Origin of the sequence: Maribacter spongiicola, from assembly GCF_004364165.1 — a bacterium.
Classification (GTDB): Bacteria; Bacteroidota; Bacteroidia; order Flavobacteriales; family Flavobacteriaceae; genus Maribacter; species Maribacter spongiicola.
Window position 1 is genome coordinate 99,620 of record NZ_SOAY01000014.1, and the last position, 18,594, is coordinate 118,213.

Below are 18,594 nucleotides of genomic sequence, written 5' to 3' on the forward strand. Positions count from 1 at the left end.
AAATTAATCGCCCTTGAGCAACGAATTTTTCTTTACGAGATTACAATACGAGTCCGGCGATTGGGACGTTGACCAACGTATGCCCTCGAATCTGTTGAATTCATTGGTGGAGTATACCACTTTGAAAGTAGATACGCAAGAAAAGATTATTTCGCTGGCAAGCGATGATATTTTTAAGAGTCCGTTTTGCTATATCTCCGGGCACAAATTGGTGGAGTTTACCAAAAAGGAAAAAGAGAATTTTGAAAAATATGTGCGTAACGGCGGATTCATTTTCGCAGATGATTGCAATCACGATATTGACGGATTGTTTGCCAAATCTTTTGAGCGGCAAATGGAAGAAATATTTGGTCCGTCCGAATTAAAAAAAATACCCAACGACCACGAATTGTATTCCATTTTCTTTGATTTCGAAAATGGACCGCCAACCACATCACAAGAATTGAATGGTTGGGGCGATGACTTGGTGCACGAGTACCTGAAAGCTATCGTAATTAATGGTAGAATAGGGGTGCTCTATAGCAATAAGGATTACGGCTGCGAGTGGGATTATGATTTTAGAAATAAACGTTGGTATAAAATAGACAATACACGGTTTGGGGTCAACATCGTCATGTACGCCCTAACCTCCTAAACACATTTTTGCATGGATAAAGAATTACAACGTATTGCAGATGAGGTAGAAATGCTTTCCGGTAAATTGAGTGCCCTAAAGCAAGAGATTGGAAAAGTGATTATTGGGCAAGAAGAAACCGTATCGCAATTATTGATTACGTTTTTAGCCGGTGGTCATGCTTTGTTAGAAGGTGTACCGGGTTTGGCAAAAACGCTAATGATCAGAACTTTGGCGAATGCTATCGATTTAAAGTTTAAGAGAATACAGTTTACGCCCGATTTAATGCCTTCAGATATTATCGGGACCGAAATTCTAGAAGAAGACCATACTACGGGTAAAAAGTTCTTTAAGTTCAACAAGGGACCTATATTTTCTAATATTATCCTGGCGGATGAAATAAACCGTACACCACCAAAAACACAGGCAGCATTGTTAGAAGCGATGCAAGAATTTGAGGTTACCTACGGAGATAAAACCTATCCGTTAGATAAACCCTTTTTTATTCTAGCCACACAAAACCCAATAGAGCAATCAGGTACTTTCGTCTTGCCCGAAGCACAACAAGATCGTTTTCTACTTTACATTAAAATAGGATATCCTACTCAGAAAGATGAGGAAACCATTTTAAAGGCAACTACGGGAGGTATAAAAAAGAAGCTGAACAAGGTAATTTCTGGGGATGATATTGTACGATTGCAGCAGTTAGTTCGCGAAGTTTCTATTAGCGATGCACTGATCACTTTTGTGAGTGATATTATTCGTGCGACACGACCAGAAACCACAACAGATGCTTATGTGAAAGACTGGGTAGATTGGGGAGCAGGTCCGCGTGCAGGTCAAGCAATGATTCTAACGGCAAAAGCTAATGCATTGCTAGAAGGTCGTTTAGCTGTTACATTAAATGATATTAAAAGTGTAGCATTGCCTGTACTTCGCCATAGAGTGTTGGTGAATTTCAGGGCAGAAGCAGAAGGCATCACTTCAGATAAAGTGGCAACTCATTTATTGAATGCGATAGAAATAAAAGGCAAGTAAACAATCCTCGATTAACGAGTACATGGCAAAACAAGACTATCACGATTTATTAAAACCAGAAGTCATCAACACCGTTTCCGGATTATCATTGATATCTAGAATTGTCGTTGAAGGCTTTACCTCTGGTTTAAATAGAAGTGCCAGTGTGGGTCCTGGTATGGAGTTTAGTCAGTACAGAGGGTATCAATCGGGTGATGATTTACGATTGTTAGATTGGAAAATGTTGGCGCGTTCTGGCAGGTATTACATCAAGCAATCTGAAATTGAAAGTCAGGTGATCATCAAGTTCATTGTAGATGCCAGTGCATCGATGTTACATAAAGAAGATACCTTATCCAAAATGGATTTTACCCGTGTGCTCGTCGCAACACTTGCATATATGGCACAGAAGCAGGGTGATTCTGTCGGACTATTTGCACTCAATGAAAGTGATGTGGTCAGTATTTATCCTAAAGCAGATAAAAAGCATTATAATCGGTTATTGCTAGAACTCATTAATCTTTCAAATGCTGGCAAATGGCCAGAAACCCATATTTCGAATAAACGCATACCGAATAGAGGTGGGAAAGAATTGATTTTTTTCTTGACCGATATGTATGAAACGGGAGCGGAGATTTCAAAGTTTGTTAAAGGATTAAAATCCGCGAGAAATGAAGTGGTCGTACTTCAAATTATGGGATCTGCAGAGATGGATTTCAATTACGGTTCGAATATCACTTTTGAAGATTTGGAAACAGGAGCACGAGTAAAAGTAGATACCGAAAAGGCAAAAACAGAATATTTGGCTGCTTTAGAAAGTAGATTGAAAAAGGTGAAAGACGAATTGCTTTCAAACGGAATCGATCATTATGTCTTTCGCATGGATGAACACTTGGGAGAAGCATTGCAATTATTTTTAAAACAACGTAAAAGACTCGGTTAATATGTCATTTGCACATCCTTCGTATTTATGGGCTTTATTGGGACTTCTGGTTCCAATAGCTATCCATTTATGGAGTAAGAAAGAAGCGAAAACTATAAAGATTGGTAGCGTTCAATTGTTATCAGAATCAAAATCGAGACAATCTAGCAGTATACAATTAAACGAATGGTGGTTGTTGCTACTGCGTATGGCGATTATTTCGCTGATTACTTTGGTTATGGCAAAACCGCAATGGCAATCAAAGGTGAACAACAGTAAACTAACCTATATTATAGAACCTCAATTAGCAAGGAATGAAAATTTCATGGCTCGTTTTTTTGATGTACAGGCAGATCAAGAAATAAGGCTTTTACAATCGGGTTTGCCAATAAACGATATTGAGAATGCCAATTCAGAAGATTTTAGAAGCGCAGATAATTGGTCGTTGGCTACAGAAATGAATGCGATAGAAACCGATAGTATTATTGTCTTTACCCACGGATATGCCAAAGAACTAAAAGGAGCTAGACCAGAAACCAATCATCAGATCAACTGGATAGTTTTGGATTCGACTCAAACTGTAGAGAAGCCTTTGTTAGCATATCAGACAGAGAAAAATATAACATTATTTACAGCCAATAATAGTCCGGCAGCTTCAAAAATAGCAAAGAAGAATATTGAAATAGGAGATGTATATCAACTGACATCAAATGGTGATAGTTTACAGGTTTCAAGTTCAAGTCAGGGCGCAACAAAAATCCCTTTAATTCAACAAAAGGCGTTAGAAGTTTCTTTGGTTTATGCCGATAGTTTAAGTACAGATAAAACCTTTATAGAAGCAGCAATGGCGGCTTTATCGACTTATTTGGATAGAGAAATAAAAGTCGAAAGCTCTTTGGAAAATGAAGTAAATGAGAATAAGGAAACAGACTTAACGATTTGGTTGAGTACTAAGCCTGCTCTTGTTTCAGCTCGAAAGACACTTGTATATAAGAACGATTCCATTTCTAATGCGCTGATAATAAAAGGAGAAGATGTAAATACTTTTTATATAACAGAAAGAATTACCACAGAAAATGCGGTAACTGGGCGATTAACAGAGAATCTACTAAACATTTTAGATGTCGATAAAGAGCTACGTGAACTTCAAGCTAATGCTGATATTCGCTCGGTAACGGAAGCAGACTTAAAAACTAATTTCATTAAAAATAAAACATCGAAAACCCACCAAGCCAGCTGGAATCTGAATCCGTACTTATGGGTTTTTCTTTTGGTATTATTAATTGTAGAACGATTTGTAGCTTATAAACGAACACAGTAATGGAATCAGGCAAACTACACTTGATGAAATTTCACAGGCGCTGGCAAATCTTGTCATACGCAGAAGCTGTTTTGTATGCTGTTGGCATCGCTATTCTTTTATATTTAGTATCTAAAAATCTATGGGTTGGCATATTAAGCTTTGTGGCTGCATTGGTCGTTTTGCTTTTGATAAAGAAGCCTTGGAAACATAATTTAGTAACCACAGGAACTTATGTAGATGCACATGTAGATGAAGCATCGTTTAGTACAGGGTTGTTGCTGCAACCAGAAGATTCATTATCTAATCTTGCCAAATTACAACGCTATAAAGTATCTGAAGAGCTTACGAAAAGACTGGGCGCTATTCATCCGCCAAACAAATTGAAACAAGCGTTACTGGTTACGCTGGGGTTGGTATTGCTTGGTGTTGGGGTTCAACAATTAGACTTGTTTAAAGGAGTAGAAAGTGTTTTAGGGGATTCTACTAACGAAACACAAATTCAGTTTATAGCAACTGACAGTATTAATGAGAAATCTATTATCCCGAAGATTAGTAAGCAAACTATTAGTGTCACATATCCATCATACACACGAAAGGGAACTATTGCAGTAAGCGACCCAAACATAAAGGCGATTACAGGTGCTACAGTTCTGTGGACGCTAGAGTTTGATAATCTCGTTACCGAAGTTTATTTAGATCGCATGGGAGAACTAATTCCACTGCAAAAAAGCGAAAAGGGATATAGCCTAAGACAACTGTTATCAGAATCGGGCTTCTATAGTTTCAAATTCAAGAATGAAGAAGGCATTGAATTTACGTCAGATTTATTCTCGTTGGAGGCAGTAGCTGATAATCCGCCAGAAATAGAGATTTTAGGGTTGGAACAATACACGTATTTTGATTTTTCAGATGAAAAGATTTTCGAGCTAGAAAGTGCAATTACTGATGATTACGGAATTGACGAAGCCTATATCATAGCAACAGTAAGTAAGGGGTCGGGAGAATCGGTGAAGTTTAGGGAAGAGAAATTGAATTTCAAGGAAACTATATCGAAAGGTGTAAAATCGGTGAAGGCTACAAAAACACTAGATTTAAATGCCTTAAAAATGGAAGTAGGCGATGAGCTCTATTTTTATATCGAAGCCTTTGATGAAAAACAACCCAAGCGAAATGTTGCGCGTAGCGAAACGTATTTCGCGGTTATAAAAGATACCGTTGGTGAGCAATTCGGCGTAGAAGGAACTTTGGGCGTAGACCAAATGCCCGATTATTTTAGAAGTCAGCGACAGTTGATTATCGATACCGAGAAGTTGATAAAAGATAAGCCGAGCATTACAAGCAAAGAATTTAAGTCCAGAAGTAATGAACTGGGGTTCGACCAAAAAGCACTGCGTTTAAAGTACGGACAGTTTATGGGCGATGAATCTGAGATGGAAGAAGCACCAAGTGAGATTGAAAGTCATGAAGAAGGTGAGGACCATGATCATGCTGAAGATCAAGAAAATATATTAAAAGAATACTCGCACGACCATGATGGTGATAACGAGCATAATTTGGTTGCCGCTGAAAAAGCAGAAGAGGCAGAAGACCCTTTGCACGACTACCTTCATAATCATGATGACCCAGAGGAATCCACTTTATTTGAAGAATCGCTGAAAACGAAATTGCGAAAGGCATTAAGTATCATGTGGGATGCCGAATTGCATTTGCGTTTGTATGAGCCAGAAAAGTCGTTACCGTTTCAATATGACGCCTTAAAATATATTCAAGAAATAAAGAACAGTGCCCGTATTTATGTACATAGAATTGGTTTTGACCCACCACCAATTAAAGAGGATAGCAGACTTACCGGTAAATTAAAGGATATTAAGAACTACCGAAAGAACGAAACCAAAGAGGTGGAAAATCCTTTTGAAGCACTTGAGTGCGCGATTGCTCGCTTAGAACAGTTTATAGAGAAAGAAAGCACTTTTAATGAGGCTGATAATGCACTTTTTACTGCTGCAGGCAATGAATTGGGGCAACTGGCAATAGTTAACCCAAGTAAGTATTTACAAGTTTTACAAGGCTTAAAACGTATTGAGAATAATACGGGGCGAACAATGAATAATTATAAATTCGTTCAAAAGGGATTGTTATCAGCATTACCAAAAACATCACAAATTCCTGGGGCTAAAAAAGAGTATACAGACGATATCAATTCATTATTTCTAAAACAACTAGAGGTGTATGATTGATGATTTCTCATTTTTGCAAAAAGAGCTCATAATCCCCATCTTACTTGGCGGATTAGTAGTTTTTAATATATATGTTTGGAAAGAATGGCAAACGAAACAAAGGGGGCGATTTGTTGTAAATGCTATTGTTGCTTTGATAACAATCTTGGCACTGGCTATGTTAATTCTAGAGCCCACAAAAGAAGTTGAAATCAATGATAGTCAGGCATTAGTACTGACCGATAATTTTGATGAAGTAGTAAAAGACAGTCTTTTAAACCATTATAAGAGTATAAAAGTTTTAGATTATAATCCTAAAAAATCGATTCGTAAAGAGCTAGATTCCCTTACGAATGTTATTGTACTTGGTGATGGCGTTAAGCCGTATGATTTTTATTTGTTCGATAGCATTCCTACAGCCTACATTCCAAATGGAGCGCCAACGGGAGTTACGCGATTGAACTATACAGAACAGCTGGTATTGGGTAATGAATTAAAGGTTTCTGGCAGTTATTCAAATCCCATAGAAAAGTCATTTTTAGTGCTACAAGATTCAAGAAATAACGGGTTAGATTCTATACAATTCGTTGGAGATAAGAATGCAGACTATAACCTGAGCACTCACCCAAAAGTATCTGGGACTTATGTGTATCAATTAGCGGTTAAAGATAGTACTGGATCGGTTTTAGAAACGAATCCACTTCCTATAAAAGTGCTAAAAAAAGAGCCATTACGAGTTCTGATTTTAAATACCTTCCCCACGTTTGAGACAAAATATCTAAAGAATTTTTTGGCTGAATCTGGCCATGAAGTTATTGTTAGAAGTCAGTTAACAAAGGGGAAATACAAGTTTGAATATTTCAATACGCCTACGCAACCAATATATCAGTTTACCAAAGAGACCCTTGAAAGTTTTGATATTGTAATTGTTGATGCTGAAACTTATACGGGTCTTAGAAATACGATTAGAAAAAGGTTTGAAACTAGCATTGAAGAACAAGGTTTAGGACTATTTATTCAACCAAGTGATTTTCTTTTTAATAGCCGAAGTAGCGATGCTTATTTTAAATTTAAAAATGATAGGATAAACACTGTGAAATTACCAGTTTATGCCGCAGAAACAGAAAAGTACCCGTATCAGTTTAATGAACAATTATTAGTAGAGCCAATTCATTTAGGTGGAACATCAAACTTGGCAGCGTATAGACAAATAGGAAATGGTAAAATTGCAACTACTACATTATTAAATAGTTATCAGTTTTTGTTGAATGGTAAAACTGAAGTATACCATGGTGTTTGGACCACCATTTTAGATAAGATAGCAAAGAAAAAAGGGCAGGTAGTTTCATGGCAATCCAATACGAAATTTCCTAGAATAGACGAGCCATTTCAATTTGAGATTCGAACAAATTTAGAGGAGTTCAGTATTATAAATGAAGATAGTATTTCAGTATCGCTTGTTCAAAGTGTATTGCTGCCTAGTCACTATTCAGGTACGGTGTATCCGAAGAAAACAGGGTGGAATTCAATACAAGTAGAAAATGATAGTACGAGTTTTTCATACTATGTTTTTGAACATAAAGATTGGAAGGCTTTAAAAAGTACCGCGGACATAGCAGCAAATAAAAATCAATTCGAAAAAGAAACGCTAAAAAACAGAACGGTTGTTTTGGACCGTCCTGTTTCTCTACTAGTATTTTATATCCTCTTTCTGTTAGGAGTAGGGTGGTTATGGCTTTCGCCAAAACTATCCGCCGAAGGCTAAATCACTTTATTGATTTAGTGAGGTAATTTATTTTTTACCAATCCGTACACGAAAGTACCTAAAAGTGCTCCGCCAATAACAACAAGAATAGAGTAGTAGCCAGCACCAACAAGTACATACATTGGTCCGGGGCAAGCACCAGCCAACGCCCAGCCTAATCCGAAAATAATACCACCAATTAAATAACGTGCGACACTTTTAGTTTTAGGGTGTAAATTCATTTTATTACCACCGATCGCCTTGATCTTATATTTTTTGATGATTTGCACACCAATCACTCCGATAGCTAGGGCAGAGCCGATAATACCATACATGTGGAAGGATTCGAATTGAAACATTTCATAAATACGAAACCACGATGCAGCTTCAGATTTATACATGATGATACCGAAAAAGATACCTATGGTTAAATAACTTATATATTTCATATTAACTGAATATTAGGGGGAATAAAAGATGAATCATAATTAGACCACCAATAAAGAAACCGATAACGGCAATTAAAGAAGGTAACTGTAAATTACTTAGTCCAGATATGGCATGTCCACTAGTACAACCACCGGCATATCGAGCGCCAAAGCCCACTAAAAATCCGCCAATAATTAAAATAGCCAAAACAAAAGGGTCGGAAAGATTTTCAGAAGCAAAAAGTTCTGGTGGTAAATAAGCTTCACCGGCACTTTCAATTCCGTAATCGGTAGAAAGTTGTTGTGCAACATCTGGATTTATAACTACTTTGTTATCAGACATAAACTGAGAAGCGATAAAGCCGCCAATTACGGCACCAACCACAACAATCAAATTCCAACGTTGCGCTCTCCAATCGAACTTGAAAAAATCTGAGTATCTGCCTGCACCGCCAATAGAACACATGGTTCTAAGGTTAGATGACATACCGAATTGTTTACCTGCATAGAGCAGAATAAACATGGTGAGGGCAATTAAAGGTCCGGCCACATACCATGGCCATGGGTCATATAGTAAATTCATTATCTATTTAGTTCAAGTTCAAAACCGCTAAAGAAAGCGCAAAGAAAATCATTCTTATGTAACTAAGGTTACATAAGAATGACATTAACTAAAATGAATTACTATTTTTTGAAGGGTAAGCCTTATGGTGACAAAAGGGTTAGGCTGTGTAAAATTCTGAAATGTGCTATGTTACGAGTAGATGATGACTTTCTTATTTATCTTTTTGAGAATAAAACCAGCTTTACAAGTTTAACAAAATATCAATCATGTTTTAAAGCACGTGAATTTAGAATGCTACTCATTTTTAATTCCGAATGTTTTAAGAATAGTCTCTAATAAGCACCATTTCGTAAAAGCCGACTGTATAATATTTACACCTATAAATACTGTAAACCATAACCAGTTTATATCTACATAAACAGCTAATACAACACTTAATAAAACCATTGTATCTACTATAACTCTAAAATATGTGTTTAACATGTTATTCTATTTTTAGAAGAATCAACAGCACAATAGTTGCGCTGTTGAATCCTATTTTTTTATTTATTAATTTCTGTGTTATCTGTTTCTGGATAGTTTTTCTTTTCGATCATATAATACACCAATGGTACCACCAATAATGTAAGAACTGTAGATACAATAGTACCGCCCATTAAAGAGATAGCCAGACCTTGAAAAATCGGATCAAATAAAATTACAAAAGCTCCAATGACAACGGTACCGGCAGTTAGTAGAATAGGAGTGGTACGTACCGCACCAGCTTCGATAGCAGCTTGTTTTATAGGCACACCTTCGGCTAAACGTAGATTAATGAAATCAATGAGTAGTACCGAATTCCGCACCATAATACCTGCGAGGGCAATCATACCAATAAAAGAAGTAGCGGTAAAAAATGCTCCCATGATCCAGTGACCTAATATAATTCCAATTAGAGATAATGGTATCGCAACCATCATTACTATTGGCGCTTTAAAGTTTTGAAACCATCCTACAATTAAAATATAAATTAGAATGATAGCTCCCAGAAATGCAATTCCTAAATCACGGAATACTTCAAGCGTAATTTGCCATTCCCCATCCCATTTAACAGTATAGTCATCTTCAAACTCAGGTTGACCTAAGTACATTTCGGTAATTTCATATCCTTTAGGTAAATCAATTTCTTTCAGCTTTTCTTCCATTCCTAATATCGCGTATGCGGGACTCTCCAATTCCCCGGCCATATCTGCCATTACATATATAACACGTTTTTGATTTTTGCGGTAAATACTCTTATCGCTTATAGTTTCTTTAATATCTACTAAATCGGCAATAGGCACCATATTACCCTGTTTAGAGGTAATCTTCAATTGAGAAATATCTGTAATAGTCGACTTTTCTTTTTCATCTAAAGCGAGCACCAAACCAACTTGGTCGATAGCATTTTCATCATATAAATTTGTGATGGCTCTATTTGATAAAGCCATATTCATGGTATAGGCAATTTGCTGTGGTGCCACGCCATAAAGCATTGCTTTCTCTTTGTTAATTTCAAACTTATATTCAGTTTGGTCGGCTTCTACTAGCCAATCGATATCTACAACATCATCAGTGTTTTTTAAGATGTCTTGTACGCTATTCGCAATTTTAATCTGTTCCTCATAATCAGGTCCATATACTTCTGCTACTATTGTAGAAAGCACAGGAGGCCCAGGCGGAACTTCAACCAACTTAACATTTGCATTGTATTTAGCAGCTATTTTCTGAATATCTGGTCGTAGTAGACTCGCTATATCATGGCTCTGCGCTGTACGTTCTTCTTTGTCAATAAGGTTTACCTGAATATCTGCCATATTGCTACCACCACGTAAATCATAATGGCGTACCAAACCGTTAAAAGTAATAGGGGCAGAGGTACCTACATAGTTCTGGTAATTAACGACCTCTGGTCTAGTAGATAAATATTGAGCAATTTCTTGAGCAACTACACCTGTACGTTCAAGGGTGGTACCTTCGGGCATATCAATAACCACTTGAAACTCATTTTTGTTGTCAAAAGGCAACATTTTTACAGCTACAGATTTGGTAAAGAACAATACCATTGATACCATGAGCAGTAGAAAAGTTAAGCCCAAAAACAACCATCGTTTGCTTTTGTTTTCAATTAATGGGCGTTCATATTTATTATAAATTTTGTAGATGAAAGTTTCTTCTAAAGGCTTTTCTACCTTTTCAACTTCACCTTTTTTATCTTTTTCTCTCAAGAAAATATACCCCAAGTATGGTGTTATGGTCAAAGCCACAAAAAGTGATAATATCATGGCTATAGAAGCTCCAATTGGCATAGGTGCCATATATGGACCCATAAGTCCAGATACGAATGCCATTGGTAATACAGAGGCAATTACGGTAAACGTTGCTAAAATTGTAGGGTTACCAACTTCGTTAATGGCATAAAGGGCCGCCTGTTTAAAGGGTAGGCGTTTCATTTTAAAATGCCGGTGCATATTCTCGGCAATGATTATGGAATCATCAACCACAATACCTGTTACAAAAACTAAAGCAAATAATGTAATTCTGTTTAATGTATAGTCAAGCATATAATAGCTCAACAACGTCAAAGCAAACGTAATTGGCACGGATAAGAATACCACCAAACCACCACGCCAGCCCATAGCCAACATAACCACAAGTGTTACCGCTATAATAGAGCCAATTAGGTGTAATAAAAGTTCAGACACTTTATGAGATGCCGTTTCACCATAGTTTCTAGTAATTTCTACATGTACGTCATCTGGTATTAAAGTGGTACGTAAATGTTCAACTTTATCAATAACAATGTCCGCAATTTTCATTGCATCGGCACCTTTTCTTTTTGCCACAGAAATAGTTACGGCAGGGTATTCAGATTTGTAATCTGATACCTTATCACTTGCCTGACCAAAACCTAAAGAAACATAACTTTGAGGAATTTCTGGTCCGTCGATAATACTGGCAATTTGCTTTAAATAAATAGGCTGATTTTGTTGAACACCAACAACAAGGTTTTCAACATCGGTGACAGAAGACAGAAAATTACCGGTATTTACTAAGAACTCGGTATCATTTTTATCAAAACTACCAGAACTCAATTGGGCATTATTAGCTTTGATCATTTCAGAAACTGATAAAAAATCTAATCCGCTAGCGGCAAGTTTATCTTTATCTAAAACCACGCGTAATTGGCGGTCTTGATTTCCAATTTTATGGGTTATAGCAACATCATTTACCTTCTTGATTTCACTTTCTAATTCCTGTGCCATTTGGCTTAACTGATACCCATCATAATTTTCGCTCCAAAGGGTAAGTCCGAGCATAGGTACATCATCAATAGCACGGGTTTTCACTAAAGGGAAGGTTACACCTTGCGGCATAATATCCATATGCTTATTGATTTCGTTGTATAATTTTACGAAAGAACGCTCTATATCTTCGCCCACATAAAACTGAACGATGACCATACCTTGTTCTTTCATCGATGTGGAGTACACATATTCTACACCTTTAATATTTGAAATTAATTTCTCTAAAGGTTTAATGACCCGCGATTCTACTTCTTCGGGACTCGCACCAGGGTAGCCTACAAAAATGTCGGCCATAGGCACATCAATTTGTGGTTCTTCTTCCCTAGGGATTAAAAACGAACTGTACACCCCAATGACCATGAAAACAATCATTAAAAGTACCGTTAACTTGCTGCCTATAAATAATTTGGCAATTTTACCAGCTAAACCTTCCTTCATTATTTCTTTATTTTATTTGTGTGTTCCCACCTGTAAAAGACAGGCGGTCGGGCTTTTCACTTTTACTCCTCGGCATAAAAAATGCCTGTGGGGTAACCGCTACAACTTGCCTGCCGTCAGGCAGGTCCCTAACCCAGACTCGTTTATTGATTTGAAATTTTGGCGCCGTTGAATAATTTTCCTTCAGCAGAAACTATATATTGCTCGTCTGCCGATAAGCCAGATAATACTTCAACTTGGTCACCAAAAGTTCTACCCAGTCGTAACCAGCGTAGTAATGCAGTATTGCTTTGACTCACGGTATAGATGCCAGATAGTTGACCTTTCTTAACTATAGCTTCTACCGGAATCATTACAGCAGAACTTGTTGTTTTTCGTGCAATAGGAAATTGTACTGTAGCGTACATACCAGAAAGTATTTGTACATCTGTTTTGTCCAAAATGACCTTTACCATATACTGTCCGCCTGTGTTCTTTGAAGACGTACTTACTTCGGTAACTTTTCCTTTTATGCTTTTATTCAATGCTTTGATTTGTACACTAACTTCAGTGTCATTTTTAACAGTAAGAATTTCAGATTCAGGTACCATGGCAAGCACTTGGTACGAACCAGGAGATTCCACTTCCATCAAAGGCATGCCTGGGTTAGCCATATCACCTGCATTTATGAATTTATTGGTGACTACACCGTTAAACGGAGCCCGAATATTCGCATAGCCCATTTGGGCATTGACACCGTTTTTCATTTGCTTGGCAGATTCTACTCTTGCTTTTGCCATATTGTAATTGGCAGTAATATCATCTAGCTCTTTTTGTGATGCACTATTCTCTTGAAATAAGGCAGTAAAACGATTAAAGTCTTTTTCTGCGTTGGTATATGCAGCTTCAGCTTCAGTAATACCGGCATTTACCTGAGCTAATTGCGCAGAAACATCTGCATTATTAACACTCATTAATAATTGACCTTTATTTACTTTATCACCAACACCAACATATATTTTATCAACGTATCCCATCATTCTAGTGCTGATGTTTGCACTTTTGGCTGCTTCGATTTTTCCGCTTACCGTTAAAAACGGACTACTACTATCTTCAGAAACAGTTTTTGTTTGAACGGCTACAGCAGGTGAGTTATCGACTACCGCTTTTTTATCATCGTTACCACAACTAGAGAACAAGATTGTTGCACCTAAAATAGCTGTAATTATATATTTTTTATTTTTCATCTTTATGAATGGTATTAAGTGATTGTGGTACTCTATTCTTTCGTTAAAAACTGTACATACGCCAAGGCGTAATTATGTTGAAAAATTGTAGCGTAATATTCTAATTGCTTTTGAGAATATTGTGTTTCAGCTAGTAATAAATCAGTTGTCTTTTCTAAACCTTGCTTAAATCTATTGGTTCGTATACGCAAAGATTCTTCAGATTGCTCTAGAGCAAGTTTGGTAAGATTGAGTTTATTTTCTGCATCTTTAAAACCTCTTTTTGCTTTGTTAAGCTCTAATTGACTTTCAGATTTATACTGCTCTAATTGTAATTTAGATTTGTCATACTCCGCCTTGCTCTTTTGAGATTTTCCAAAACGTTTGCTACCTTCAAAAAGATTCCATTTTAACTCTGCTCCGAATAAATACCCTTGCGCTTGACCTTGAAAAATTTCATCGTCATGCAACTCATAAGTACCAAAAGCATTTAAACGAGGTAAGAAAGCCATTTGGTCTGCCTTATGCATTTGTCTATATGCCTCGGTAGCAGAATTCATCGCTAAAATATCTTTTCTGTTTTCAGATAAGTTAACGGTCGTGGTATTAGCATAACTAGTAATTGCAAGTGAATCTGAAGGCTTTAAAATTTCATTTTCATCAGTATTCATTAGTACCGATAAATAGTTGCTTGCATTTAGAATGTTACTTTTTGCATATTGCAGTTGATTATCGATTTCGGTAACTCTTACTTCTACAGAAAGAACATCAGATTTTTGTAGGTAACCTTGCTTGTAACTATTGTCGGCAATGCGCTTATTTTCTAAAGCAGTTTCTTGAGCTTTCTCTAAAACGGTAACGGTTTTATAAGCAAGTTGTAATTGCATATACGCCTTTTCAACCTCAAGGGCTAAGTAATCTTCTGTACGACCAGACTGTAGTTCGGTAGCGGTCAATTTTGCCTTTGCCGCTTTGCGCTGGTAGATGCCATCGAAGTTTATCAATGGTTGTTGTACTTCTACTCGAGTTGCAAAATCTTCGATTTGACGTGGGTCATTTAATACATCTGGATTAAAATCTGCAGCAGTCAAAATTTCTTGATTCAGTTTAGATCCAAATGCCATTAACGGATTAGTGGTGGCAATACCAGTATGCGATACGCTAATGTTTGGCAATAGAATAGCATTGGTCTGATTGAAATCGCCCTTGGCAACTAACACATCTTGTTCAGCCATTTTCAGTGTATTATTACTTTCTTTTACCTTAGTCAGCACTTCATCTTTTGTAATAGATTTTACTTCTTGTGCCAAGCCAGAATAAAAGACGAACAACAATATCCATCCTAGTTTATATTTCATGGTATTCATTTATTTGATACAAAATTAGACCAGTAAAAAAGACTGCACAGTAACTAATGTTACCTAAGAAGATTTGCCGGTAAAAAAAGTTTCTAAATAAAAAAAGGTATTTCCATTTTAGAAATACCTTCGTTGACCAATAAAATTAAAATTTATTTTTTAGGAGACTTCACAAATGTATTAGCGAGTAAACCACCCATTAAACTACCGTATAACGTACTATTTAAAGGTTTTGAAGTTATAGCGCAAGTATCACTTATACAGCCGATTTCGGCATAGTATAAGTAACCGGCTATAGCGCCGATAACTATGCCTATAGTAGTTATGAGAAGTGTTTTCTTATGCATTAATTATTGACTTTTCTAGTACCGCCATGACCACCGGCCACCACTAGCATTATTTTGATACTCAACCAGATGAATTTGAAGAATTGAATGATAGGATTCATCATATAAAAGCGTTTAGATTTCGATATTCTTTGTGTCATTTTTTTAGATTTTAAGTGTTATTCTTTCAAGTTTTTAAGATGTCGAACTTGAAATTATTCCGGAATTAGCCACCAGAAAGGCTTCATTTTTGCCTTGTATATAAAAGCATAATGCAACGCTAGTTTTAGCCAGTGACCAGCTAAACCTATTTCTCCAAAGGTTTTACCCAATTTACGACCTTGAGTATCGGGGTATTTGTTATAATCAGGTACAATGGGGTAGGTGGTAATACTCACACCACTACCTTTTGTCATACCATAGCCAGCAGATGCTATACATGCAGCACCCATATTGCCCAAAGAACCCTTATGGTGTAAATCTTTTTTACCGTTTATGGTATCTATGATATTATCTGCAACCAACTTAGCAGTAATACCAGAAGGCATACCCGTACGAGGTGGGGCAGGAGATATCGAAGTACCATTTTTTCTTACTCGAGGTTTTGAAATTGCATGTGGTGGAGCGAATGCAATACCAGGCGCGAAAATATTTTTGTATGACGGATTCTGATAAGTTTCAGGCCAATCTTGTACGCTCCATTCTTCATAAGGTTTAGCAGTATAATCTGCATCTACTAACATAAAACCTTTAAAAAGTTTTTCGGTAATGTCTTCATTGTTCTTGCCAAAGGCTTTAAAACCATGTCCGGAAAATGCAGGTATTAACATGGCAAAATCATATGTTTCAGATTTATACTCCCCATCTAATGTTTCATAATGCGCTATACCATCTTCAATTTTGTTTACTCCGGCACCAAGAATCCATTTAATACCACGGTCTTCAAAAACCATTTCAACCATTTCGCTAGATTTCATGATGTTGTCTCCATAACTAAGTAGGACACCATCCATACCAAAATCACCTAACTGATACTCATTGGCAATCCAAATAACTTCAGCTTGGTCACGTACATTATGTCTTCTAAGCTCTTGCTCTACATTTAAAATATATTCAAAAGCAGCACCTTGACACGTAGATTTTGCGTGTCCGGTACCAATTAAAATTTTAGCTTTCTTACCCTGTTTCATTTGTTGAATCAAATCATCTAAAGCATGCCATGCATGTTCTGCATGACTATAAGTACAAACAGAGTAGGCTTTATTAGTACCAGGGTTTAGACCCTCGGTCATGTCAAAGGCTAGTTTTGGTCCGGTGGCATTAATGAGATAGTCATAAGTTACCTTTTCGGTATTTCCTTTTTGTTCGCCATTAACGTATTTGATGTTTACGAACGGACTAGCTGATTCTGTATCACCTTCTGGATGAAAAGTAGTGACTAGAGCCTGCTTATAACCTATATTTTTTTTCTTGTATAATGGAGGTAATGGAAATAGAATTTCTTCAGACTTCATACGACCGATACCTACCCATATATTAGATGGTATCCATTGGTAATTGCTATTCGGTGAAACAACCAGAACTTCATGTTCTTTTGATAGTTTTCTTCGAAGGTGCGCAGCAGCAACATGCCCTGAAATTCCTGCACCTAGTATGACTATTTTTGACATTATGACAAGGTTTAAAGTTTATACGAAGTTCAACTTAAACATAGCGTTACACAGCAACCTTTGTTACATATAGCTCTTTATTTTATTGAAAGATTTTGAGTAAATAGTGATAATCAATTTATAGTCTAAAATTGATTAATATCATATTTCTATTACTGTATGATGATTAGTTTTGAACGTATTTTCTAATATAGATTACAAATGAGAGGTAGTTCAAATACACTGATTTATGTTATTGCAGGTATCATCTTGCTTCACTTTGTTGTAGGTTTTATTTGGCTTATTTATAAGCTCAATAAGAAAAAAGAAGAGAAGGAATAGGTCTAACCTGAACTAAATACGAAGCCATGGTTTTAAAAGGTAGTTTATGAATCTATTTTTATTTAAAACCGTCTAATTTTTTTGGTGTCTATTGATTAATAGCTCGTATCGTCTAATTGTACTTTTCCATTAAATGTTTTATAGAGGAAAATAAGATAACCCGCTAATAATGGTGCACCTACAACAACCATGGTCAACATAATACCCAAAGATTTTTGAGATGATGCTGCGTTATAAATAGTAACACTATAAGTTGGGTCTATGGTAGACGGTAATAGAACGGGATATAATTGAAAAGCAACCAACATTAGTAAAAAAGCCATTGTCAATGAAGAGAATATCAATGCTTGAAAATATTTTTTCTTCGAAACTAGTCTGGGTACATTCGCCACTGCCAAGAAAGCCAATATGGGTAAAATAAAGAATAACGGCTGCTCTTTAAACTTGTCTGTTACTCCGTGTATAAATATTAAAGTATACAAAGAGGTTATTGCAAAACTTGAGATAAAAAAAATCATTCCTTTTTTAAGTAAAAAGGTTAGTCTTGCATGTAAACGACCTTCGGTCTTTAGAAGTAAGAATATAGCACCTTGCGTCATAAATAATGAAAGTGTTGTGAAACCGGCCATGATTGCATACGGACTCAAAAATGCAAAGAATATGCCTCCTTTGTAGCTAAAATTTTCGTGCAATTCGAAGCCCTGCAGTACATTACCTAAAACAACCCCTAATAAAAAAGCGATTAAAACATTCGACCCAAAATAAACAATATCCCATGTTTTTCGCCACCATAACATCTTTTCAGCACTTCTAAACTTAATTGCAGAAGAACGTAAGACCAACAAAAGTAAAAATAACATGAAGGGAATGTACATAGCCGAAAGCATAGTAGCGTACATAACTGGGAAACCTGCAAACAATGCTCCACCACCTATAATAAGCCACACTTGATTAGCATCCCATAATGGACCAATGGCATTGATGGCGATACGCCTGCTTAAATCTTTTTTGAAAAAAAGATGCCACGAACCTGCACCATAATCAAATCCTTCTAAAACTGCATATCCAGAAAATAATAATCCAACGACTAAATACCATAGTGTAGGGTAATCTATACCTAAAAAAGTTTCCATAATTTGAGA

General features: G+C 36.5%; 16 protein-coding genes. 6 read left to right on the top strand and 10 right to left on the bottom strand.

Annotated features, from left to right (window positions below; all coding sequences use genetic code 11):
* The first annotated feature begins 13 nt into the window (after positions 1-13).
* From CLV90_RS16390 to CLV90_RS16415, 6 genes are read left to right on the top strand one after another with little or no spacing between them, the layout of a single operon-like run.
* A complete protein-coding gene (locus CLV90_RS16390; protein ID WP_133688598.1) occupies positions 14-634 on the top strand; it encodes a DUF4159 domain-containing protein in 621 nt (206 codons plus the stop codon).
* 12 nt (positions 635-646) lie between these two features.
* A complete protein-coding gene (locus CLV90_RS16395; protein ID WP_133688599.1) occupies positions 647-1,651 on the top strand; it encodes an AAA family ATPase in 1,005 nt (334 codons plus the stop codon).
* A 22-nt stretch (positions 1,652-1,673) separates the two neighbouring features.
* Positions 1,674-2,573, top strand: a complete 900-nt coding sequence (locus CLV90_RS16400) for a DUF58 domain-containing protein (RefSeq protein ID WP_133688600.1) — start codon at positions 1,674-1,676, stop codon at positions 2,571-2,573.
* Between the two features lies 1 nt (position 2,574).
* A complete protein-coding gene (locus CLV90_RS16405; protein ID WP_133688601.1) occupies positions 2,575-3,873 on the top strand; it encodes a BatA domain-containing protein in 1,299 nt (432 codons plus the stop codon).
* A gap of 23 nt (positions 3,874-3,896) precedes the next feature.
* A complete protein-coding gene (locus CLV90_RS16410; RefSeq protein WP_243835510.1) occupies positions 3,897-6,092 on the top strand; it encodes a DUF4175 family protein in 2,196 nt (731 codons plus the stop codon).
* Entirely contained in the window at positions 6,085-7,836 is a 1,752-nt protein-coding gene (locus tag CLV90_RS16415) for a hypothetical protein (protein ID WP_133688603.1), read from the top strand. The genes CLV90_RS16410 and CLV90_RS16415 overlap by 8 nt, the downstream gene beginning before the upstream one ends.
* A gap of 14 nt (positions 7,837-7,850) precedes the next feature.
* Here CLV90_RS16415 and CLV90_RS16420 read toward each other — a convergent pair whose 3' ends face one another.
* The 10 genes from CLV90_RS16420 to cydB form a co-directional block, all read right to left on the bottom strand.
* Positions 7,851-8,264 (bottom strand): DUF6691 family protein, encoded by a 414-nt coding sequence (locus tag CLV90_RS16420; RefSeq protein WP_133688604.1) that lies wholly within the window; start codon positions 8,262-8,264, stop codon positions 7,851-7,853.
* A gap of 1 nt (position 8,265) precedes the next feature.
* Entirely contained in the window at positions 8,266-8,826 is a 561-nt protein-coding gene (locus tag CLV90_RS16425) for a YeeE/YedE family protein (protein ID WP_133688605.1), read from the bottom strand.
* A gap of 276 nt (positions 8,827-9,102) precedes the next feature.
* A complete protein-coding gene (locus tag CLV90_RS16430; protein ID WP_133688606.1) occupies positions 9,103-9,291 on the bottom strand; it encodes a YgaP family membrane protein in 189 nt (62 codons plus the stop codon).
* 59 nt (positions 9,292-9,350) lie between these two features.
* Positions 9,351-12,572, bottom strand: coding sequence for an efflux RND transporter permease subunit (locus tag CLV90_RS16435; RefSeq protein ID WP_133688607.1), 3,222 nt, complete (start codon positions 12,570-12,572; stop codon positions 9,351-9,353).
* Positions 12,573-12,715: 143 nt separating this feature from the next.
* Entirely contained in the window at positions 12,716-13,798 is a 1,083-nt protein-coding gene (locus tag CLV90_RS16440) for an efflux RND transporter periplasmic adaptor subunit (protein ID WP_133688608.1), read from the bottom strand.
* 32 nt (positions 13,799-13,830) lie between these two features.
* Positions 13,831-15,135 (bottom strand): TolC family protein, encoded by a 1,305-nt coding sequence (locus CLV90_RS16445; protein ID WP_133688609.1) that lies wholly within the window; start codon positions 15,133-15,135, stop codon positions 13,831-13,833.
* A 152-nt stretch (positions 15,136-15,287) separates the two neighbouring features.
* Positions 15,288-15,482, bottom strand: a complete 195-nt coding sequence (locus CLV90_RS16450) for a DUF6132 family protein (RefSeq protein ID WP_133688610.1) — start codon at positions 15,480-15,482, stop codon at positions 15,288-15,290.
* Positions 15,482-15,622 carry a hypothetical protein gene (locus tag CLV90_RS19340; RefSeq protein WP_166638609.1) on the bottom strand — a complete coding sequence of 47 codons (141 nt, stop codon included), beginning with the start codon at positions 15,620-15,622 and terminating at the stop codon, positions 15,482-15,484. Before CLV90_RS19340 ends, CLV90_RS16450 begins: the two co-directional genes overlap by 1 nt.
* 54 nt (positions 15,623-15,676) lie before the next feature.
* A complete protein-coding gene (locus tag CLV90_RS16455; protein WP_133688611.1) occupies positions 15,677-17,131 on the bottom strand; it encodes an NAD(P)/FAD-dependent oxidoreductase in 1,455 nt (484 codons plus the stop codon).
* 416 nt (positions 17,132-17,547) lie between these two features.
* Positions 17,548-18,585 (bottom strand): cytochrome d ubiquinol oxidase subunit II, encoded by a 1,038-nt coding sequence (gene cydB, locus CLV90_RS16460; RefSeq protein WP_133688612.1) that lies wholly within the window; start codon positions 18,583-18,585, stop codon positions 17,548-17,550.
* Between the last annotated feature and the right edge of the window lie 9 nt (positions 18,586-18,594).